The 20,260-nt window shown below is 64.5% G+C and carries 17 protein-coding genes; 8 read left to right on the forward strand and 9 right to left on the reverse strand.

Annotated features, from left to right (window positions below):
* The first annotated feature begins 5 nt into the window (after positions 1 to 5).
* The 3 genes from PCA20602_RS05760 (at position 6) to PCA20602_RS05770 (ending at position 4,052) form a co-directional block, all read left to right on the forward strand.
* The gene (locus tag PCA20602_RS05760) at positions 6 to 1,967 is read left to right on the forward strand and encodes an FUSC family protein (RefSeq protein ID WP_174980835.1); all 1,962 of its coding nucleotides are present in this window, start codon (positions 6 to 8) and stop codon (positions 1,965 to 1,967) included.
* Between the two features lie 53 nt (positions 1,968 to 2,020).
* On the forward strand, positions 2,021 to 3,184 hold the full coding sequence (locus tag PCA20602_RS05765) for a methyltransferase (protein WP_150720369.1): 1,164 nt from the start codon (positions 2,021 to 2,023) through the stop codon (positions 3,182 to 3,184).
* A 517-nt stretch (positions 3,185 to 3,701) separates the two neighbouring features.
* Positions 3,702 to 4,052: a helix-turn-helix domain-containing protein gene (locus PCA20602_RS05770; RefSeq protein ID WP_246182049.1), complete on the forward strand. Its 351-nt coding sequence runs from the start codon at positions 3,702 to 3,704 to the stop codon at positions 4,050 to 4,052.
* A gap of 37 nt (positions 4,053 to 4,089) precedes the next feature.
* Here the strand turns inward: PCA20602_RS05770 and PCA20602_RS05775 are convergent, their stop codons facing one another.
* On the reverse strand, positions 4,090 to 5,400 hold the full coding sequence (locus tag PCA20602_RS05775; protein ID WP_150720370.1) for a TIGR03862 family flavoprotein: 1,311 nt from the start codon (positions 5,398 to 5,400) through the stop codon (positions 4,090 to 4,092).
* 201 nt (positions 5,401 to 5,601) lie between these two features.
* Between PCA20602_RS05775 and PCA20602_RS05780 the strand changes: the two genes are divergently transcribed.
* Entirely contained in the window at positions 5,602 to 6,351 is a 750-nt protein-coding gene (locus tag PCA20602_RS05780; RefSeq protein WP_150720371.1) for a class I SAM-dependent methyltransferase, read from the forward strand.
* Positions 6,352 to 6,416: 65 nt separating this feature from the next.
* Here PCA20602_RS05780 and PCA20602_RS05785 read toward each other — a convergent pair whose 3' ends face one another.
* The 6 genes from PCA20602_RS05785 to astD all read right to left on the reverse strand — a co-directional run bounded on the left by PCA20602_RS05785 (position 6,417) and on the right by astD (position 11,283).
* On the reverse strand, positions 6,417 to 6,608 hold the full coding sequence (locus tag PCA20602_RS05785; RefSeq protein ID WP_069343155.1) for a DUF2964 family protein: 192 nt from the start codon (positions 6,606 to 6,608) through the stop codon (positions 6,417 to 6,419).
* A 210-nt stretch (positions 6,609 to 6,818) separates the two neighbouring features.
* Positions 6,819 to 7,022: a DUF2964 family protein gene (locus PCA20602_RS05790; RefSeq protein WP_150720372.1), complete on the reverse strand. Its 204-nt coding sequence runs from the start codon at positions 7,020 to 7,022 to the stop codon at positions 6,819 to 6,821.
* A 198-nt stretch (positions 7,023 to 7,220) separates the two neighbouring features.
* On the reverse strand, positions 7,221 to 7,514 hold the full coding sequence (locus PCA20602_RS05795; protein WP_150720373.1) for a DUF1488 family protein: 294 nt from the start codon (positions 7,512 to 7,514) through the stop codon (positions 7,221 to 7,223).
* A gap of 198 nt (positions 7,515 to 7,712) precedes the next feature.
* Entirely contained in the window at positions 7,713 to 8,279 is a 567-nt protein-coding gene (locus PCA20602_RS05800; protein WP_150720374.1) for an NADPH-dependent FMN reductase, read from the reverse strand.
* Between the two features lie 86 nt (positions 8,280 to 8,365).
* Positions 8,366 to 9,727, reverse strand: coding sequence for an N-succinylarginine dihydrolase (gene astB / locus PCA20602_RS05805; protein ID WP_150720375.1), 1,362 nt, complete (start codon positions 9,725 to 9,727; stop codon positions 8,366 to 8,368).
* 74 nt (positions 9,728 to 9,801) lie between these two features.
* Positions 9,802 to 11,283: a succinylglutamate-semialdehyde dehydrogenase gene (astD, locus tag PCA20602_RS05810; RefSeq protein WP_150720376.1), complete on the reverse strand. Its 1,482-nt coding sequence runs from the start codon at positions 11,281 to 11,283 to the stop codon at positions 9,802 to 9,804.
* A 199-nt stretch (positions 11,284 to 11,482) separates the two neighbouring features.
* Between astD and astE the strand changes: the two genes are divergently transcribed.
* The 3 genes from astE to ydiK all read left to right on the forward strand — a co-directional run bounded on the left by astE (position 11,483) and on the right by ydiK (position 16,000).
* Positions 11,483 to 12,544 carry a succinylglutamate desuccinylase gene (gene astE, locus PCA20602_RS05815; RefSeq protein ID WP_150720377.1) on the forward strand — a complete coding sequence of 354 codons (1,062 nt, stop codon included), beginning with the start codon at positions 11,483 to 11,485 and terminating at the stop codon, positions 12,542 to 12,544.
* Positions 12,545 to 12,776: 232 nt separating this feature from the next.
* Positions 12,777 to 14,690, forward strand: coding sequence for a hypothetical protein (locus tag PCA20602_RS05820; RefSeq protein WP_150720378.1), 1,914 nt, complete (start codon positions 12,777 to 12,779; stop codon positions 14,688 to 14,690).
* Positions 14,691 to 14,818: 128 nt separating this feature from the next.
* Positions 14,819 to 16,000, forward strand: coding sequence for an AI-2E family transporter YdiK (gene ydiK, locus PCA20602_RS05825; protein ID WP_246182050.1), 1,182 nt, complete (start codon positions 14,819 to 14,821; stop codon positions 15,998 to 16,000).
* 511 nt (positions 16,001 to 16,511) lie between these two features.
* Here the strand turns inward: ydiK and fahA are convergent.
* Both fahA and hmgA read right to left on the reverse strand, forming a co-directional pair.
* Positions 16,512 to 17,786 carry a fumarylacetoacetase gene (gene fahA, locus PCA20602_RS05830; protein WP_150720379.1) on the reverse strand — a complete coding sequence of 425 codons (1,275 nt, stop codon included), beginning with the start codon at positions 17,784 to 17,786 and terminating at the stop codon, positions 16,512 to 16,514.
* 100 nt (positions 17,787 to 17,886) lie between these two features.
* Positions 17,887 to 19,206 carry a homogentisate 1,2-dioxygenase gene (gene hmgA, locus PCA20602_RS05835; protein ID WP_150720380.1) on the reverse strand — a complete coding sequence of 440 codons (1,320 nt, stop codon included), beginning with the start codon at positions 19,204 to 19,206 and terminating at the stop codon, positions 17,887 to 17,889.
* A gap of 126 nt (positions 19,207 to 19,332) precedes the next feature.
* On the opposite strand from hmgA, the gene PCA20602_RS05840 reads away from it, so the two are divergent.
* Positions 19,333 to 20,238 carry a LysR family transcriptional regulator gene (locus tag PCA20602_RS05840; protein ID WP_150720576.1) on the forward strand — a complete coding sequence of 302 codons (906 nt, stop codon included), beginning with the start codon at positions 19,333 to 19,335 and terminating at the stop codon, positions 20,236 to 20,238.
* Positions 20,239 to 20,260 lie beyond the last annotated feature (22 nt).

Consider the following 20,260-nt stretch of genomic DNA (forward strand, 5'->3'; position numbering starts at 1 on the left):
GTCCGATGACGACGCCGCCGCCCCCACTACCGCAGACACCCGGCGCCGGTCGCCGTGTCGCGTGGATGTCGCGTCTGGCGCGGCTCGAACCCGTCGCGTTCTCGCGCTGGGACGCCGTTCACGCCGCCCTCTCCGTCGCGGTGCCCACGGCCATCGGTGCGGCCATTGGGTTCGGCGCCGACGCCTCGCTCATCGCGCTCGGCGCGCTGCCCGCCATCACCGGCGACCGCACCGGCCCGTATCGCGCCCGCGCGCGCTCCATCCTCATCACCATCGTGACCGGCGTGCTGGGGTTTCACGCAGGCATGCTGATCCACGATGTCGGCGTGACCCATCCGTGGCTCGCGCATGTGTTGCTCCAAATCGCCATCCTGCTGCTCAGCTTCATCGGCACGTTCGGCAACGTGGCGTCTGCCGCGACGCTGCAAGGCGCGGTCTATCTGATCGTCGGCTGGGGACTTGCGCTGCCACCGCCCGAATGGCGCGCGCCGCTGTTGCTGGCCGCCGGCGGGATATTCAGCATGCTGCTGATGGCCGTGCATTGGCTCCGGCACCCGGGCGCGGCAGAGCGCGACGCCGTCGCCGCCATCTACCAGCAACTCGCGAACGTGCTCGATGCGAGCGGCACACCGCGTGTCACGCTGGCGCGGCGGTCGCTGGAGAACGCCATTGCGGCCGCCTACGACACCTTGCTCACGGCGCGGGCCAGCACGTCTACCGGCTGGGAAATCCTGGAACGACGTGCCGCGCAAATCCTGGCGGCCGAGCCCATTACGTCAGCCGTCATCGGTCTGGCGCAGGGCGGGCAACGCGTGCCGGCACCGTTGGGCAAGGCGTTGTACGGCGTGGCCCGAAGCATCGCGAGAGACCGGCCGGTCGATCTCGACGCCGCCGTGACGGCTGCCAGGGAGCAACATGCACCGACGTTGGCGGCGGCCCTTCTCCGCGCCGAACCGTTGCTCACGGGCACCGTTCACGCGGCGGAAGCGCCGCTGGTCGCGCTGGCGCGTCATCAGGCCCGTGCCACGGCTCATCCGCGCTGGATGCCGAAGTGGCCGTGGCCCGACGTCTGGCGCTATCTTGTGCGCATCGGCTTGTGCGTGCTCGTGGCGCAGATCTTCATTGCGCTGACGGCCTTGCCGCGCTCCTATTGGGTGCCGCTGATCGTCGTGGTCATCTTCAAGCCGAACTATGGCTCGGTGTTTGCGCGCGCGTTGCAGAGCGGCGTGGGCAGTATCGTGGGCGTGGCGCTTTCAGCCGCCGTCGTCGCCATCGACCGGAACGGCTGGTTCAATCTGGCGACGCTGGTCCCGCTGGCCGCCTGTCTGCCGTGGGCCCTGCGACGCAATTACGGCTTGTTCAGCGCGCTCCTGCTGCCGATCCTGATGCTGGTGATGGGTGCGTTGCAGCCGGGCAATCAGGACATTGCGCTGGCGCGCTTCATCGACGCCGTGGCGGCATGCGCCATTGTGTTGCTCGTCGGCTATCTGCCGTGGGCGAAGTGGGAGCGGCGTCAGTTGGACGAGCGCGTCGCCAACGCGCTCGACGCGCTGGGGCGCTATGCCGCGCTGGCCGACACGCATGACTCCGATGCGGCTTTTGCAGCGCGACGTGCCGCATACAAAGCATTGGACGACACGCGTATCGCCTTGCAACGGGCATTGTCGGAGCCACCGCTCGTGAGTCGCCGGGCGGCAAGGTGGTGGCCCGCGCTCGTCTCGCTGGAGCGGGTGGCGAACGCGATCACGGACACGGTCCCGCATGGCGACGACCACAGTGCCCCCGTGCATCCGGCCGCAGCGATCCTCACGCACATGGCCGCGGCGCTGCGTCACAGCGGGCCGGTGCCGGTATTGCCCGAGGGGCCGATCGAGGGCATCGACCCGATACTGAACGGTGTTCTGCGCGAAGCGATCAGCATGCTCTTTGGCGCGGCGGATGCCGAAGACAGGTCAACGCAGGCATAATGCGGGCTTACGGCGCACTCCGGTGCGCCGCCACGCACCTCAGAAGACACCGCATGAATGAATCCCCGACGCTAGCCTGGACCGAAGACGGTCGCCCCGTCACTGCCCACTGGCGCTCAGAAGCCGGCGTGATGCCACCGCGTCGCGTCGAAGTCGTCGACGACACCGTCACGGCGGACGAAGCCTACCACCTCGCCTGCGGCGGCACTGCTCTGCTCTATCGCGGCGACTATCAGAATGCCCGGCAATTGATGCAGGCCATGGCGCGTCGCGTCGACCGGCCGCCGCACCGGCCCCGCCGCAAGCCGACGGCCAAGGACACCCCGGCACCTGCCCCGGCCGATGCGTTCCACAAGCACCGCATGGCGCAGGCGCAGCGCGCGCGCATTCTTGGCATGGTGCTGATTCCGCTCGACGCCGACTACGGCATTCCGCTGCGCCGCGCGCCGGACGTGCGTGAAGCGTGTGTCGAAGCCTGGGGCGCTCCGGACGATGTCGCATCGGTCGCATCGCTGCGGGAAATTCTGGGGTTGATCGGTGCGCATGAATGGCGCAAGAAAGGTGTGGCGATTCCTGCGCTGGGTGGCGCGACGATTCATCCGTGGTATGGCGTTTTCTCGCCCGTACGCGGCGAGTATCTGCAATTGATCGATCAGGCGCCGCTGCCGTCCACGTCGCTGGCGTTTGACGTCGGCACCGGCACGGGCGTGATTGCGGCATTGCTCGCACGACGCGGCGTACAGCAGGTCGTGGGCACCGACCGCGATCCGCGGGCGCTGGCTTGCGCCCGTGAGAACATCGCGCGCCTCGGTTGCGAGCGTTCGGTGAAGATCGTCGACGCGGACCTCTTTCCGGAAGGCAAGGCCCCGCTGGTCGTCTGCAATCCACCGTGGTTGCCCGCGAAGGCGAATGCACCGATCGAGCAAGCCATCTACGATCCGGACAGCCAGATGCTCAAGGGCTTTTTGAATGGGCTGGCCGCGCATCTCAGCCCGGGCGGCGAAGGCTGGCTGGTGTTGTCGGATCTGGCCGAGCATCTCGGCTTGCGCTCACGTGAGACGCTGCTGTCGTGGATCCACGGCGCAGGGCTGGTCGTGCTGGCGCGTCACGACGTCCGTCCGCACCACCCGAAGGCCTCCGACGCCAACGACCCGCTGCACGTCGCGCGACGTGCCGAGGTGACGTCGCTATGGCGTCTCGGCGTACGTCCGGCGTAATCGGGCAAACGGGCAAACGGGCAAACGCCCGTCCCTCTGAAGGGATAGCGCTCCTTCCCCTGCATCGGAAATGAAGAAGGGCTTCCTTGACGGAAGCCCTTCTTGCGTTGGCACGCCAAATCCAAGGCAACGCAGACTGGTGCCCAATTTTCATCTATAGCGCTGAGTGCTACAGGTCTGGCCGCACAATCACGGTAGTCGACCAGATGTCAGTAGTCACCAAAACGCCATCGGTGCCAGCCGCCTGAGAATACGGGTCTTCGCGACTCGCAGGTTCGCGGCCGATGCAAGACGTGCAGGAATCGTCAGCGAAGAACTGTGCAAAGTGGCACGCGGATCGAGTAGCCAAGGTTCAAGAAGCTCGCGAGGGATTTCAGATGCCTGCCTGCAGAAGCGTTCGAGGAAATGCTTCGCGTAGGCGCTCTAGTGGAGGTTTGCAAGAATGGCTACATCGGTTGTTGCTACCCGGCGGGTGACGAAGGCGAGCCGCAAGTCAGGGACCAAGGGGAAAACGGCTATGTTCAAGGTCTCCGACGAACGAATGCGGCGATGCGAATCGACCGACGAGTCCGACCCGTTAGCCGCGATCCATGAGATCGCCAAGGACATGCACGCTGCCGGAGGTATTACCAAGCGGACGATGCGTGAATACGAAGAACTGTGCGTGCCCGCCGTCCCGAAGCACACCAAGACTGCAATCATCCGGATCCGGCAAAGCGCTCACGTAAGCCAAGGTGTACTGGCGGCGTACCTCAATACCAGTCCGTCTACCGTTCAGAAATGGGAAGCCGGAACGAAGAAGCCAAGCGGCGCGGCGGCGAAGCTCCTGCAAATCATCGAGAAACACGGTCTGGCAGTGTTGGCATGACGTCTGTGATATGCGCCTGTGATATGCAGGCGCAACCTCAGCGCTGCGTCTCCAGATAGGCCGCTGCGCCATCGCCTGCGACGCACGCGCTGGCGAAGCAGGCGGTGAGCAGGTAACCGCCCGTCGGCGCTTCCCAATCGAGCATCTCGCCCGCACAGAATACGCCGGGGAGCGCCTTGACCATCAGTGCCGCATCCAATGCCTCCAGCGACACGCCACCGGCACTGCTGATCACCTCGGCAATCGGACGTGTGCGCAGCAACGTCAACGGCAAACGCTTGATGCCCGCGGCGAGCGCCGCCGGATCGTCGAATGTCTCGCGTGGCAAACACTCTCGCAACAGCGCCGCCTTCACCCCCGCGATCCCCAACCGGCTCTGCAAATGACTCGCCATCGAACGCGATCCACGCGGGCGCGCCACTTCCGAGGCGACACGCTCTGCCGCCCAGTCGGGGAGCAGGTCGAGATACACCTGCGTGCTGCCGTCCGCACGAATGGCATCACGAATCGGCGCGCACATCGCATACACCAGACTGCCCTCGATGCCATGCTCGGAAATCACGAATTCGCCTTGGCGGGTCGTGCCGTCGGGCAACGTCATGGTGACCGGCTTGACCGGATGCCCCGCGAAACGCTCGCGCATATGGGGCGTCCAATCGGCCTCGAATCCGGCATTTGCCGGCACCAGCGGAACAACGCTCACACCGTGCTCTCGAAGCGACGACACCCACGCCGCATCGGAACCGAGCTGCGGCCAACTCGCGCCGCCCAACGTCAGCACCACCGCCCGGGCTTGCACCCATCGCTCACCATTCGGCGTCGAGAAGCGAAGATGGCCCGGACCTGCAGACGCATCCTCGTTCCACCCAAGCCAACGGTGTCGCACATGCAGGCGCACGCCCGCCGCGCGCAGGCGCGACAACCACGCGCGCAACAGCGGCGCGGCCTTCATGTCCGTCGGGAATACGCGCCCAGACGTGCCGACGAACGTATCGATGCCCAAGCGATGGGCCCATGAACGTACATCGTCGGCACTGAACCGGCGCAGCCACTGACCGACGGCCTCCGCCCGCTTGCCATAACGGGCCACGAAAGGCGCCGCCGGCTCGCTATGCGTGAGGTTCATACCGCCCTTGCCCGCCATCAGGAACTTGCGCCCGCCAGACGGCATCGCGTCGTACACGTCGACACGCCACCCTGCGGCCGACAACACCTCCGCCACCATCAGCCCCGCTGGCCCGGCGCCGATCACGGCCACGTCGATGACGTCAGCCGGACGCGGCGTCGTACCGTCGTCAGCGGGAGAAAGTGAATCGGCGGAGGTTGTCGTGGGGATGGATGGGGGCATGCTGAAACGTCTTGTCACGAGAGATCGATGTCGCGTCACACGAGCCCGTGCGGCGAAGGCCGCCATTGTCCCACATCGGTGACAGGCGAACACCCTGAAACCGCGCGACGCCGCCTTTGGCGTTACAATCGCTCCCCCGCTTTTTGTCCTCTGCCCCCGCGCACCTTTCAGTGCCCGTCGGGCGACACCGTGGAGCCTCGCATGTCGTCATCCGAGCCAGCATCGATCGGACGCACCGCGTACGCCAGTTTTGCCGAGCGCTACGCCGAGATTGCCGTCACCAAACCGCACAACGCCCTCTATGAGCGCCCCGCAACGCGGCAGTTGCTCGGCGAGGTCAGCGGGTTGCACGTGCTCGACGCCGGTTGCGGCCCGGGGATCAACAGCGCGTGGCTCGTCGAGCAAGGTGCAACGGTACACGGCATCGACGTGACGCCTGAAATGATTGCGCTCGCACGCAAACGTTGCGACGGCATGCCGGCCGCGTTCGACGTTCAGGACCTCGGCACCCCGTTCGTCACGTTGGCAGACGGCCGTTTCGACACCATCGTGAGCGCCCTTGCCCTCGATTACGTGGAAGACCTCGGCCCGACGTTTCGCGAGTTTGCACGCGTTGCGAAGCCCGGCGCGACATTGGTCTGGTCGATGGGTCACCCGATGCGCGACTGGATCGACGAGCGCACGCGACGCAACCGCACCTACTTCGAAACCACCCGCTTCGGGATGTACTGGAGCGGCTTCGGCGAACCGAAACCGTATGTGGAATCGTATCGCCGCCCGCTCGCCGGCATTCTGAACGCCGCCGCTGCCGCAGGCTGGCGGCTCGAACGGATGGTCGAACCCCTTCCGTTACCGGAAATGAAAGCGGTCAGCCCGCGACTCTACGATGAGCTATCTCAGGTGCCAGCCTTCATGTGCCTGAAGGCGCGACTGGAAAAGCCTGCCGACTGAGGCGGCCGACTGAAGCGGCCGACTGAAGCGGCATGCAGTCGGGCAGCGCAGCGCCCGGTGGGGCGTCACGACTTGTCGCGCTCGCCCCAGGGAATGAGCATCGTGGCCGTACACGTCGCCCCCAGCAGCACCGCCGCCACACCGTAGCGCGAGACTTCCGGCAGGTTGTACAGCAGACCGTGGATCGTGGCGAAAATGCCGCCCAGCATGACGAAGGCAGCAAGGGAGGCAATGAAGACGCGGGTATCGGAGCACATACGTCACCTCGCAACGAGGCCACGCCCGTTGCGAAGCCAATGACGACATCGCGAAATCTGCGGCTTCCCGCCCGTGCTTTCAGTGCATCACGGCGGAACCGCGCGACTTCGGGTGCCTTGGATGACTTCGGCGGCGTCCCTCGATTTCAGTGTAGGACGCCATGCGCGAAACGGTTAGCAAGGGTTAGCCAGTGCCCCCGAGGCTCAAGACTAGCGCTTGACATCGCCCGCTTCGTCTTTCGGCCAGGGGGTAAGCATCACGACGATGAACAAGATGCCGAACAGCACGGTGACCACGCCGCCGTGCATGACGTGCGACTTGTCGTAAAGCAGACCATGGATGGTGGCGAATGCCCCGCCAAGCGTCATGAATGCCGCTATCGAAGCGATGACGACGCGAAATTCCGAGCCCATAGCGACTCCTTATAGTTATCGGCAATGGTGCCGCTGGCGTGACTTCTTTAGCGGCAACACCAGTGTACGCCGATCCCCATACGTCGCCAATTGAGTCGCATGCCTAATCAATCCGGCATTGATCCTTGTCAATGCCGGGGGCTGGAGACCTTTAGACTTTTACCCGATGGGAAGATGGATTGCGCCGTCAGGTGTGGTTCAACGACGCGCCTCGTGATGTTGCGCCCAGCGGAAATGACCGCTGCGCAGCAACACCGGCCCAGGCAACCCCATGGCGAGATATTCGCGGGTCAGGGCGTGAATACGACTGCGACCGTGCTCGAAGGCGTGCAACAGATCGTCGGCGCGGGCCGAGTGGGCGTGAAAGTGCGATTCCAGCGCCTCGGCCGACACCGCACAATCGATTGGCCGGCCATTGACGACAACGGCGAACTCGATCGTCAGGTCTTCGTAGTTGAACATGGGACGGTGATCCGGAAACTCGATTTGCATGGCGGCACCCCCGGTTGACGAAAGGACGCAATCGACGTGTCGGCCGACACGTTCCATCCAGCATAGTGCATCGCAGGACGAACCGAAAATTGCGTCGCTTATCGGTTCGTCCAGAACGATTGGGGAAGGTTCCGGAACGCCTTACTTCAAATAAATCGCTTTAAATAGAATTCGCAAGCCATTGATTTTTATAAAAAATCAATTCGCAATCTTATTTCCATTCAGAAACACCACGAAACCCGCAACGAAATCGGACACCTGCTGACGCACGGCGTCGTCCTGCAAGTTGCCGTCCACGTCGATGGCCTTGTTCGCGTGCGAGACCATCAAACGGCCCTGCCACCACGGGGTCGTTTGCAGGGTGCGCAGCACTGGCAGCCACGCATTCTGGCTGAGGATCGTGCCGAAACCCCCGGGCGACGCGCCCATGAGCGCAACCGGCTTGTCGCGGAACACCCGCGCACTATCGGCCGGGGGACGCGATAGCCAATCCAGCGCATTCTTGAACACCCCCGGCATGCCATTGTTGTACTCGGGCGTGGCGAGCAGCAGGCCATCGGCCTGTGCGATGGCGTCCTTCAAGGTCGTGACGGCGGCGGGAATGCCTTCGCTCGCCTCCAGGTCACCGTCGTATAGCGGAATGCCGTGCAACGTCCTGACGTCGAGCGTGACACCCGCGGGTGCCAACGCTTTCGCTGCGACGAGCAACGCCGTGTTGTAAGAGCCCTTGCGCAGGCTGCCGGACAAACCAATGATTGTCGTCATCGAATCGACTCCTTGCAGTACTGATCGGAAATAGAGACCCCACAACGTCTTGTGGCGAAGCGGCGGTTCGCCGCGTCGCCATCCGCCTACACGTTGCGTTGGAAGGGATATACGCTGCCCAGACCGAGCAGACGCGTGAGTTCGTCGAGCGCCGTACGACACTCGTCGAGCAATGCCGGATCGGCGAGATCGCTTACCGCCAGCCGATCGCGATAGTGACGTCTGACCCAATCCGTCAACGTGACGTAACGCGCATCGTCCATCCAGAGACCGCTGTGCGCCGCCTTGCGCTCTTCCTCCGTGAGCACCACACGCAGACGCAGGCATGCCGGACCGCCGCCATTGCGCATGCTTTCGCGCAAATCGAAGACGTGAAGCTCACGGATCGGGCCACCGCTGGCCACGAGCGTCTCCAGATAGCGCCACACGGCCGGGCGCTCGCGGCACTCCTGCGGCACGACCAGTCGCATGCCGCCGCCCGCCTCGGGGCTGCGCGCGAGCAACTGGCTGTTGAAAAGGTAACTGCCGACGGTGTCTTCCATCGAGATGTCGGCATCAGACACTTCGACCACTTCGAGCGCCGTTGCCCGCGCCGCGAGCCGTTCGCGCAAGGTCGCCAGCACGCTCGCCTGATCGACAAATGCCTGCGCATGGCAGAACAGCACATTGCCGTTGCCGACCGCGATCACGTCGTTATGGAATACCCCGGCGTCGATGGCGTCCGGGTGCTGCTGCGCGAACACGACATCCGCGTCGTCCAGCCCATGCAGACGCGCGATCGCCTGACTGGCCTGCAACGTCTGCCGGGCGGGGAATCGACGCGGCGTGGGCGCGCTGGCAAGATCGTCTCGTCCGTAGACGAAGAACTCGACGCCGCGCTCTCCATACGCCCCGCAGAACCGCGTGTGGTTGGCGGCGCCCTCGTCCCCGAGCGACGGCCAGCCTGGCAACGCGTCGTGATGCGCGAAGCGGGATTCGTCCGGAAATGCCGCACGCAAGATGCGCGACGTCGTTTCATGCTCGATGGCGCGGTGAAGTTTGCTGCACAGATTCGCCGCCGTGAAATGGACGCGCCCGTCCGACGTGTCCGCAGACGGGCTGACCGTGGCGGCGTTCGCCGTCCACATGCTTGCGGCCGAGCACGCGGCGCCGAGCAACGCGGGCGCTGTCTGCGCCGCGTTCCGAATGACGGTACTGTCGTCCCCGGAAAAGCCGAGCGTGCGCAGCAACGCGACCGACGGACGCTCTTGCGGCGGCAACACCCCCTGCGCGTAGCCAAGATCGGCCAGCGCCTTCATTTTCGCCAGCCCTTGCAACGCCGCCTCGCGCGGGTTCGAAACGCGGTTGGCGTTGTTCGCCGACGCCACATTGCCAAACGACAAACCCGCGTAGTTGTGCGTGGGGCCGACCAATCCGTCGAAGTTGGCTTCGAGGGCAAAGCGTGTCATGTCAAGTCCTGGAAAAAGCGGGAGTCCGTGTCCCGCATACGCAATATGCAGTGATGTGCGGCATTGTGCCTGAATCAGGTCACACCGAAGTCCAACCCGGGGCTCAGATGTTCAGGCATGACGGCCCGTTCGGCCTCCATCGAGGCGATCGGATAAGCACAGTAGTCGGCCGCATACCAGGCGCTTGGACGGTGGTTGCCCGATGCCCCCACGCCGCCAAAGGGCGCGGCCCCGGCTGCCCCGGTCGTCGGGCGATTCCAGTTGACAACGCCCGCGCGGATCTCGGCGAGGAACTGTTCGTAACGCGCAGGATCGTCGGACAGCAGCCCGGCAGCCAGCCCGTAGCGGGTTCGATTGGCGTGCGTGATGGCGTCGTCGAACGTGTCGTAACGGAGCACTTGCAGCAAGGGACCGAAATACTCTTCGTCGGGCAACGCGTCGCGAGCGGCGGGCGCCGTCACGTCGATCAGGCCCGGCGTGAGCAGTGCTGAGCGTCCATCGGGTTGTGAGAGCGGCAACAGCGCACGGCTGCCGAGCGACATCAATTCCGCCTGCGCAGCGGTCATGCGACGTGCCGCCTGCAACGATACGACCGCCCCCATGAAGGGCTGCGGCTCTGCGTCGTACCGACCGACACTGATACGCTGCGTGACGGCGATGAGTCTGTCGAGAAAGGCATCGCCTTGCGTGCCACGCGGCACGAGCAGGCGTCTCGCGCACGTGCATCGCTGGCCTGCGGAGAGAAAAGCGGACTGAACCGCCACGTGCACGGCGGCATCGATGTCGGCGGGCGCATCGACGATCAGCGGATTATTGCCGCCCATCTCCAGCGCAAGGATCTTGTCGGGGCGCCCGGCGAATTGCTGATGAAGCGCGCGCCCCGTCGCGGAACTGCCGGTAAAGCACACGCCGTCGATGCCGTCATGCGCGGCGAGCGCAGCGCCGGTGTCCCGGCCGCCCTGCACGAGATTGAGCACGCCCGGCGGCAACCCGGCTTCGATCCAGCACGCCAGCGTGCGGGCGGCGACGCCAGGGGCAAGTTCGCTAGGTTTGAAGACGACCGTATTGCCCGCCAGCAAGGCTGGCACGATATGCCCATTGGGCAAGTGACCCGGGAAGTTGTACGGACCGAAGACGGCCATCACGCCATGTGCCCGGTGCCGGACCACGCTCTCGCCGTCTGCCACCGGACTGCGGCGCTCGCCCGTGCGCTCCTGAAAAGCGCGCGCCGAATTGACGACCTTGGCAGACATCGTCGCCACTTCCGTGCGGGCTTCCCATAACGGCTTGCCGGTCTCACGCCCGATGGCGTCGGCCAGCGTTTCGGTATTCGCGCTCACGATCGCCGCAAACCGCTGCAACACGGCCAGACGCTCGTCGACACTGCGTCGCGCCCAGTCTCGCTGCGCGCGGCGCGCCGCGTGAACGGCCGCATCGACGTCGGCCGTGTCCGCGGCACGACCTTGCCAGACGGCTTCGCCCGACATGGGATCGAGCGTGCAGAACGGCGCGCCGTTGGCTGCGCGCCAGACGCCTTCGATGTACAGATCTGTCATGGAGGGCTACCCCGAAGGCCACGCCCGATAGCGCGGCGTGCGATGCGGATCATGATGACACGGATTCGTCAGCCGGAACAATGCGTCGGCACCGAAAGCACCGGCAAACCATCGCCCGCCGGGCCTCCGGGGCGGTCCATGTCGGTAGGGCAACAGACACGCATAGAATACGACGTTGAGTTTCCGGAGATTCCCCATCATGACTGACGCCCATCGCTCGGCATTGCGCCACTGGCTCAGCGACGTTCGCGAGTCGCGCGACCATCCTCACGACGAAGGCGTCGACCCTTGCGGTGTCCGTTGGCAACGGCATGCGGAAGGCGTGCTCGAACTGACACCGGCCACGGCATCCCGCTCGGCGGAGGGTGCAGAGAATGACGCGGCGGCCCAGCCCGGCTACCGCTACGACGCCATCCTGTCTTGTGGCATTCACGGCGATGAAACCGCCCCCATCGAGATCGTCGACGGCATTTTGCGCGACATCGCCGACGGCCGCCTCACATTGCGCGAGCGTGTCCTGGTCGTGCTCGGCAACCCGGACGCCGTGCGCGCGGGCAAGCGCTATCTCGAATACGATCTGAACCGTCTCTTTCAGGGCGCACACGCCAAGCGCGCCGAATCGCCTGCCGTGCAGCGCGCCCGCGAACTCGAAGTGATCGTGGCGCAGTTCTTTGCCGGCGTGGATGGCGTGCGTCGTACGCGTCGCCACGTGGACATGCACACCGCCATCCGGGCGTCGCTCTTTCAGCGCTTTGCCGTCGTGCCCGGCACGCCACAGCACAGCCCGAGCGACGACTGGTTCGATGCCCTCGGTGCCGCCGATATCGAAGCGACGATGCGCACCGAGCAACCGTCGGTCACGTTTTCGTACTTCACCTGCGCGCGGTTCGGGGCGCAGAGCTGCACGCTTGAGCTGGGCAAGGTCGCGCCGTTCGGCGAGAACCGGCTCGAAAACTTCTCCGGCATCGACGCGGCACTGCGCCGCTGGCTCTCCGGTGGCGAGTTCGAAGCCCGTGACGATGGCAAGTCGCCGCAGCCCCAACGCTTCCGGGTCGCGGCGGAGATCGTGCGTCGCACCGATGCGTTCGTTCTCGATGTGCCCGCCGATACACCGAACTTCACGCCCTATCCCGCCGGCACCGTTCTCGCGCGCGACGGCGAGAACACCTACACGGTTTCGCATCCCGAGGAACGCATCGTGTTTCCCAATCCAAACGTCGCGAACGGCCTGCGCGCCGGGGTGATGGTCGTGCCGGAGTGATGACGACGTCATGGAAATCGTGTGGCGTATGCCGACGTGACGGCGCCCGATGTCGACGTTGCATTTGCGTGATTGTCACTGCCGTGGCACCGGCAGTGCACCGCGCCGGCTACGCAGCATCGCGAATGAACGTTTTTAAACGCCTGTCCGGGCGTCGTCGTGGCGTGGGGATGCAGGTAGGATCGCCCACTTCATTTCTCCTGCGAGACGGCGATGACGGCGTGCGGCACGAGTGAAGGCAGTCGCGCGTGTCGGGCCGTCCATCGACGACATGCCACAGGATTTCTCCTTCCCCACTCCCGCGTTTCCCCGTACTGCCGGTCTCATCGTCGAGCGTCCGATTTCCGGGGCGTCGGCCGATTCGCACGTCAATCTCGCCGAAGATTTCGCGCGGGCGCAGCAGTCGTCGGTGATGCTGAGTCATGGTCGACGCGTCGCGCGCCACACGACGGTGGCGCAGGCGATTCCTCGCGAGCATCGAGACGATCTGGCGCTGGCCGTGCGACGCGCCACCCGATTGTCACCCTGCCCGTCGCGCGCGAGCGGCGCGCCCAACGCGGCCGAGCAAATCTATTCGATGCTTCGCGACGAGATCGCCGTCCCGGCACTGCGCCGCTTCGAGCGAACGCATCGCACCGACATGCCGTCGGCGACGCCGATAGCCGGCGCCTCCCGAATCTCGGCACGGGCACATGCAATGGCGGCGACGCCGCCGTGGTTCGACGATCTGCTCCCGCATTTGAGAATCGAAGCGCAACTTCTCGCGCAACGCGGACTGAGCGTGGACAAAGTCCGTTACCGGCTCGATGCGTTATTCCGTCACGAACACCCCGGCGTTTCGTGGCGCGCGACGCGCATCGGTCTGGAGCGCGACGCGTTCCCCTTCGCCCTCGGCTCCACCGTGCTCTCGGTGCTCGCCGACACGACTGACCCGCAACGGCGCCTGTCGATGATGTGGCCACCGGTCGAAGCGATGGGGGTCGTGCTGATCAACCTCATCGGGATGGCACGCTTTAATGCCGCCCATCCGCAATGGGCGAGCCGTCTTGCACGCGTCACGCCGACGCAGGCGCTCGAAGTCGTCAACACGATGTTGCGCAACCCCGTCCGGGAGGTCGCGGCGCATGTCGCGGGCTTCGTTTTCTGCTACGGCATCGTGCGCAATCTCGCACGCGCGGGGATCGAGGCGGGCCTGTCGGCTGCCCTGCCGGGCATCATGGCGTATCGCTTCGGCAATACGATTCATTCTTGCCTCGAAATCCTGCTTTGTCCGATCCCGGGCGCACTCCTGGGACCGATCATCGATCACTTTGCCATCGCACCGGAAAACGCCCGGCTCGAACCGTTGCTGCAAGATCGCTTCGCGGACCTCATCTGCAAGATGAGCGACGATATGCCCGCGGCCTCCGCCCCCCCCTTCCTGACGTCCTTTTGGCGCAACTTCACGGGATTGCTGCAATCGGGTACGCCGAAGGCCATCTGGCTGACGTTGTCGCTCGGCTTCTACTTCCTCTCGACCTTTCATGGCACGCAAACGCCTATCGACGATGACATGCCGCGCGACGACACCGGCTTCGGAACGTCTCTCGCACTGTCCGGAAATGCAACGCAGACGCCACCGACCGACGTGGCGAACGATTTCGACGTCGACTGGCACACGCAGGCCGTCCTTGGCGTGCTCTACGGCCTGATCGCCACGTTCGTCTCCATGCAAGGCATCTCGGCGCGTCATGACGCCATTGCCACGGCCTACACGCGGCGCCGGGGACGCCCCAAGATCAGCACGGTCACCGTCACGTCACAGGAGGATTCCGGGCATTCGTCCACGGGCTCGCATTCCGACCTGCCGGACAGTCCGGCCAGCCCCGCAAGCCCTGCAAGCGCCGCCGGTAGCGCGTTTCCGGTGATGAGCAGCCCCTCGACGGAATCCGGCGATCTGTCGGGCGACACCTCGGGAGACGACGCCGTCTTCTTGCCGATGGACGATACACTTAGCGTGTCTTCCAGTTGTGAGACAGCCGAACTGCGGGCGTCCGACGCACCGCCGGGACGACGCCACGGTACATCGGTCGCGCCAGCCGGCATCGGTCTGCCCCGGGAGAATGAGGACATCGACCACCCGGCCGACCTGTACACGCCTTTGTGACGAAGTGTTGCACGCACTTGCCGTGACCGCCACGGCATGGCATCTTGCACTTCAAGCGCGTTCTTAGCGCATGACCATCCTGGGGGGCGTAGGGAAATACGCGTCGCCCCCTGCCTGCCGGAGCGCCTATGCTGAACACCACACCGAGCGAACTCGCCCGTAATCTGCTGATCGTTCTGGTCCTCGGACTGCTGATCGTCGGCACCTTGTGGGTACTGCTGCCCTTCCTGCCCGCCTTTATCTGGGCTGTCACGATCGTCGCCTCCACATGGCCGCTACTCATCGGACTGCAACGGCGTCTGTGGGGCAAGCGATGGCTCGCCACCACGGTCATGATCGTCGGCATGCTGATTATTGTCGTTGCCCCCTTGTCGGCCGCTATCGGCACGCTCATCGGCCATGCCGCCGACATCAGCGATCAGGTGCACTCGTTCGGCCAGCGCGGCCTGCCGATGCCGCCCGACTGGCTCGCCCGCATGCCGGTGATCGGCCAGCGCGCCAGCGAGGAATGGCAGGCGCTCGCCGCCGCAGGGCCAGGGGGTCTCGTCTCCAAGGTGCAGCCCTATGCCGTAAAAGCAGCGTCCTGGGGGTTTGCCAAGTTGGGGTCGATCGGCTTGCTGGTCGTTCACCTCGGCCTCACGCTGATCATCTCCGGCATTCTCTTCATGCAAGGTGAACGCGCGGCGCGGGCGTTGATCCGGATCGCCCGCCGCCTCGGCGGCGACCGCGGGGAAGAATCCGTGCGGCTGGCGGGGATGTCAATTCGCGCGGTGGCACTCGGCATCGTCGTCACAGCGGTTACGCAATCGCTGCTCGGCGGTCTGGGTCTGTGGCTGACCGGCGTGCCGCTGTCGGGCTTCCTGACGGCGCTGATGCTGGTGTTGTGTATCGCGCAGATCGGCCCGTTCCCGGTGCTGCTGTCGAGCGTCGCCTGGCTTTACTGGCAAGACAGCCCCACGCTTGCCACGTTGCTGCTGATCCTCTCCGTGTTCATCGGCATGCTCGACAACGTGATGCGTCCGATGCTCATTCGCCGGGGGGCCGATCTGCCGATGACGCTGATACTGGCCGGTGTACTCGGCGGCATGCTGACGCTCGGTATCGTCGGCCTGTTCGTCGGTCCGGTGATTCTCGCCGTGACGTACACCCTGCTGATGGCCTGGATCAACGAAGGCCTGAACCGGCCGGTGACGGCGGCCAGCGGTGCACCGCTCGCGTCTTCTGAGCATGGATCGCGCCTGGAAAACACCTCGGAAGGCGCTCGCAAGGCCATCACGCCGCCTGCGCCGGACAGCAAAGGGCGAGGCTGAACGGCAACTCGTCTAAAGGTCCGCGAGTCGCGTTTGTCACGCGACTCGGACCTATTTTTCGGATTGCTTCACCTGTCGCACGCCCCCGCGACATGGCTAAATATCTCCCGTACTCAGCAGATCACGAGAGATCATCAATGCCAAGCGCTTCCCTGACCAGCCCACCCTGTCTGCCCAGCCCGACCACGCCGCCACGACGCTCGCGACGCGTGCCACGTCGAGCACGTCTTGGCGATCCGCCGCTATTGCGGCGGGTGGCACACGAACTGGCTTACACGCCAACGCGTTGCCGTGTCACGATCAGCCTGCCGGTCGCACGCGTGAATTCATGGTGGCAACGGTTTCCAACGTTTGCCCTCAGCCCTGCAGACGTGCACGACGCGTCGATCGCCCTGAAAAAAACGAACGCGCCGACCGGCGAACCGGTTCGGCGCGTTGCTGACATCACACAGGTGGCGCAGGAAGCTGCGAGCCCGGTCTAGCTGTCCATTTCGATCGCCTCGGCGGGCGGTTAACGCGCTTTCGCAGGCAGGATCTTGCCGGACACCTCGCCGAAGCCGATGCGGTAGCCGTCACCCTGGCACCAACCGCTCATCACCACGGTGTCGCCGTCTTCGATGAACGTGCGCTTTGCACCGCCCGACAGCGTGATCGGGTTCTTGCCGTTCCACGTCAGTTCCAGCAGGCTGCCGAACGAGTCCGGCGTGGGGCCGCTGATCGTGCCCGAGCCCATCAGATCGCCAACGCGCACGTTACAACCCGACACCGTGTGGTGGGCGAACTGTTGCGCCATGCTCCAGTACATGTGACGGAAATTGGTGCGACAAATCGACGTCGGCTCGGCATCGCCCTCCGCTTGCATCAGCACTTCGAGTTCGATGTCGAAAGCATGCTTGCCCTGCTGCTGGAGGTACGACAGCGGCACCGGCGTTTGCTCCGGCCCGGCAACGCGGAACGGCTCGAGCGCTTCCATCGTCACGACCCACGGCGAGATGGACGTGCCGAACGTCTTGGCGTTGAACGGCCCCAGCGGCACATATTCCCATTGCTGCAAGTCGCGCGCCGACCAGTCGTTGAGCACGACCATACCGAAGATGGCAGCCTCTGCGTCTTCGACGCTCAGCGATTCGCCCAGCGCCGTGTTGCGTCCGACGATGAAACCGGTTTCCAGTTCGAAGTCGAGCTTGCGGCAACCCTCGAAGATCGGGCGCGGCTGGTCCGGCAGCTTGATCTGGCCGTTCGGACGGTGCAGCGGCGTGCCACTCACCACCACCGAACTGGCACGCCCGTTATAGCCGATCGGAATTTCGAGCCAGTTCGGCAGCAGTGCGTTCGCCGGATCGCGGAACATGCTGCCCACATTGGTAGCGTGCTCCTTCGACGAATAGAAGTCCGTGTAGCCCGGGACTTCGACCGGCAGGTGCAGCGTCGCCTGCGCGAGCGGCACGAGGGCTTGCGCCTTGAGCGCAGCGTTCTCACGCAGCGAGGCATCGCCCTCGACGCACAGCAGCGAAGTCAGTCGCGCACGCGTGGCCTGCCATGCTGCGCTGCCCAACGCCACGAATGCGTTGATGGATGCCTGCGCGAACACAGGGGCATCGCCCGCCTTGAGCACACCAGCGGCTTCGAGCGCGGCCAGATCGAGCACTTGGTCGCCGATGGCGACACCGACGCGCGGCGTCGGTTGCGACTGCGTACTGAACACGCCATACGGCAGGTTTTGCAGTGGGAAATCCGTCACACCGGTGTTGGCGGACGCGACCCAGCTTTGCAGGAGAGCGGACATGTGGAGTTCCTTATTCGAAGTCATGCGTCAGCCGGCCGTGCGTCGCATAGGCGCCGGGCCGGCTGTCTGGATGATGGTGTGTGTGTTGGCGCGATGCCGCTTACTTCTCGTTCGGGTTGAAGTGCTTCTTCAGGCCTTGCCAGCAGGTGTAATAGTTGTCTTGCAACTGCTTGGTTTCCAGCGCGAACCGCGTCGGATGAATCACCGCCGGCGTTTCGAACATGAAAGCCATCGTTGCGTCGACCTTATGCGGCTTGCTCGTGTCGGCCGCAGAGGCCTTCTCGAACGTGCCCGCATCGGGGCCGTGGCCCGACATGCAGTTGTGCAGACTTGCACCACCCGGCACGAAGCCCTCGGCCTTGGCGTCGTACACGCCGTGAATCAGGCCCATGAATTCGCTGGCGATGTTGCGGTGGAACCAGGGCGGGCGGAACGAGTTTTCCATCGCCAGCCAACGCGGCGGGAAAATCACGAAGTCGATATCGTCCACGCCCGGCGTGTTGCTCTGCGACTGGAGCACCAGGAAGATCGACGGGTCCGGATGGTCGTAGCTGATCGAGCCGATCGTGTTGAAGTGGCGCAAATCGTACTTGTACGGAGCGTAGTTGCCATGCCACGCCACAACGTCCAGCGGCGAATGACCGATGTCGGCACGCCACAACGCGCCACCGAACTTCGCTACGAGTTCGAAGTCACCTTCGACGTCTTCATACGCAGCAACGGGGGTCAGGAAATCGCGCGGATTGGCAAGGCCATTCGATCCGATCGGCCCGAGATCCGGCAGACGGAACAAGGCACCGTAGTTCTCGCACACATAACCGCGCGCACGGCCGTCCGGCAACGTCACGCGAAAGCGCACGCCTCGCGGCAACACGGCGATTTCATACGGTTCAACGTCGAGCACACCGAATTCGGTCGCGATGCGCAGACGTCCTTCCTGCGGTACCACAAGCAGTTCGCCATCGGCGTTGTAGAAGAAGCGCCCATCCATCGACTTGTTGGCGGCATACACATGAATCCCGCAACCGTGGCCGGCGTCGGGGCTGCCATTGCCGCCCATCGTCACCATGCCGTCGACGAAATCAGTCGGTGCTTCCGGCATCGGCAGCGGATCCCAGCGCATCTGGTTCGGCGGCGTCGGCACATCGCCAAAGCGGCTCAGCCAGCGCGTGTTCTCGAGCGCTGTGAACGGCTTGTGCATCGCGGCCGGACGAATGCGATAAACCCACGAGCGGCGGTTATGGCCGCGCGGCGCCGTGAATGCCGTGCCGGAAAGTTGTTCCGCGTAGAGGCCATAGGGCGCACGTTGCGGCGAGTTTTGCCCGATGGGCAGCGCGCCGGGCAATGCCTCGGTGGCGAACTCGTTGGTAAAACCGGACAGGTAGCCCAGTTCCCCCTGAATTTGGTCTGCTTGGCGCATGAGCGGCCTCGTCTCCTGATTTCGAATGCGATTATTGTCCGACAAGCGACCAAATTTTGCGATATAAATACACAAATCCACTATATTCACAACACGAATAATACCTTCACGCCCGCGCGCCACCCCATGATTTCCTTACGTGATGTCGATCTGAACCTGCTGGTGGTCTTCCACGCCGTGCTCACCCACCGCAGTATTTCTCAGGCAGCCCGGGAGTTGGGCCTGTCGCAGCCTGCCGTCAGTAACGGGCTTGCGCGCCTGCGGCAAACGTTCGAGGACGAGCTATTCACCCGAACGGGCACCGGCATGCAACCCACCCCATTCGCCGAGGCATTGGCCGAACCGGTATCGGCTGCGCTCGCCGGTATCTCGCGGGCGATCAATCATCGGGAGGCGTTCGATCCGGCGAGCAGCCAGCGAGAGTTCACTTTGGCCATGACGGACGTTGGTGAGGTGTACTTCATGCCGGCACTGATCGATCTGTGCACTCGGCTGGCACCGGGCGTACGCATCAGCACGGTCCGGGCGTCGCTGCCCGACTTGAAGGATTCCATGGCGGCCGGACGCATCGATCTCGCCGTGGGCGCGTTCGACGATCTGACCGGACCGTTCTTTCAGCGGCGACTGTTTCGACAGCATTACGTGAGTATGTTTCGCATCGGACACGCGCTCGACACGCCCGATGCCGGACTGGCGGAATTCAAGGCAGCGCGCCACCTGTTCGTGACGACCGGCGACAATCCCTATGCGCGCGTCAATCAGTTGCTAGCGCAGGCAGGATTCGGGAGCGATGCCAACTTCTGGGTGCCCCATTTCATCGCCGTACCCTATGTCGTGAGCGCCAACGATCTCGTGGTCACGGTGCCGCAGAAATTTGCCGAGCGCGCCGCGGCACCGTTCGGACTTCACTTCGTCAAACCACCCCTGCGGCTTCCCGCGTTGCAAACCAATGTGTTCTGGCACCGGCGTTACCATCAGGACGCCGGCAATCAATGGCTACGCCAGTTGATCTCAGAACACTTCGTGGAATAAGGGGCGTGAGATGAGGGATCGG

This window comes from Pandoraea capi, from assembly GCF_902459735.1.
GTDB classification, from domain to species: Bacteria; Pseudomonadota; Gammaproteobacteria; order Burkholderiales; family Burkholderiaceae; genus Pandoraea; species Pandoraea capi.

Excerpts from the sequence above, each read along its gene's own strand:
- PCA20602_RS05785 (WP_069343155.1), bottom strand. The coding sequence starts at position 6,608 with ATGTGCTCCGATACCCGCGTCTTCATTGCCTCCCTTGCTGCCTTCGTC.
- PCA20602_RS05760 (WP_174980835.1), top strand. The coding sequence starts at position 6 with ATGACGACGCCGCCGCCCCCACTACCGCAGACACCCGGCGCCGGTCGC.
- PCA20602_RS05780 (WP_150720371.1), top strand. The coding sequence starts at position 5,602 with ATGTCGTCATCCGAGCCAGCATCGATCGGACGCACCGCGTACGCCAGT.
- PCA20602_RS05765 (WP_150720369.1), top strand. The coding sequence starts at position 2,021 with ATGAATGAATCCCCGACGCTAGCCTGGACCGAAGACGGTCGCCCCGTC.
- ydiK (WP_246182050.1), top strand. The coding sequence starts at position 14,819 with ATGCTGAACACCACACCGAGCGAACTCGCCCGTAATCTGCTGATCGTT.
- hmgA (WP_150720380.1), bottom strand. The coding sequence starts at position 19,206 with ATGCGCCAAGCAGACCAAATTCAGGGGGAACTGGGCTACCTGTCCGGT.
- astE (WP_150720377.1), top strand. The coding sequence starts at position 11,483 with ATGACTGACGCCCATCGCTCGGCATTGCGCCACTGGCTCAGCGACGTT.
- astD (WP_150720376.1), bottom strand. The coding sequence starts at position 11,283 with ATGACAGATCTGTACATCGAAGGCGTCTGGCGCGCAGCCAACGGCGCG.
- PCA20602_RS05775 (WP_150720370.1), bottom strand. The coding sequence starts at position 5,400 with ATGCCCCCATCCATCCCCACGACAACCTCCGCCGATTCACTTTCTCCC.
- PCA20602_RS05795 (WP_150720373.1), bottom strand. The coding sequence starts at position 7,514 with ATGCAAATCGAGTTTCCGGATCACCGTCCCATGTTCAACTACGAAGAC.
- fahA (WP_150720379.1), bottom strand. The coding sequence starts at position 17,786 with ATGTCCGCTCTCCTGCAAAGCTGGGTCGCGTCCGCCAACACCGGTGTG.
- PCA20602_RS05770 (WP_246182049.1), top strand. The coding sequence starts at position 3,702 with ATGTTCAAGGTCTCCGACGAACGAATGCGGCGATGCGAATCGACCGAC.
- PCA20602_RS05800 (WP_150720374.1), bottom strand. The coding sequence starts at position 8,279 with ATGACGACAATCATTGGTTTGTCCGGCAGCCTGCGCAAGGGCTCTTAC.
- astB (WP_150720375.1), bottom strand. The coding sequence starts at position 9,727 with ATGACACGCTTTGCCCTCGAAGCCAACTTCGACGGATTGGTCGGCCCC.
- PCA20602_RS05790 (WP_150720372.1), bottom strand. The coding sequence starts at position 7,022 with ATGGGCTCGGAATTTCGCGTCGTCATCGCTTCGATAGCGGCATTCATG.
- PCA20602_RS05840 (WP_150720576.1), top strand. The coding sequence starts at position 19,333 with ATGATTTCCTTACGTGATGTCGATCTGAACCTGCTGGTGGTCTTCCAC.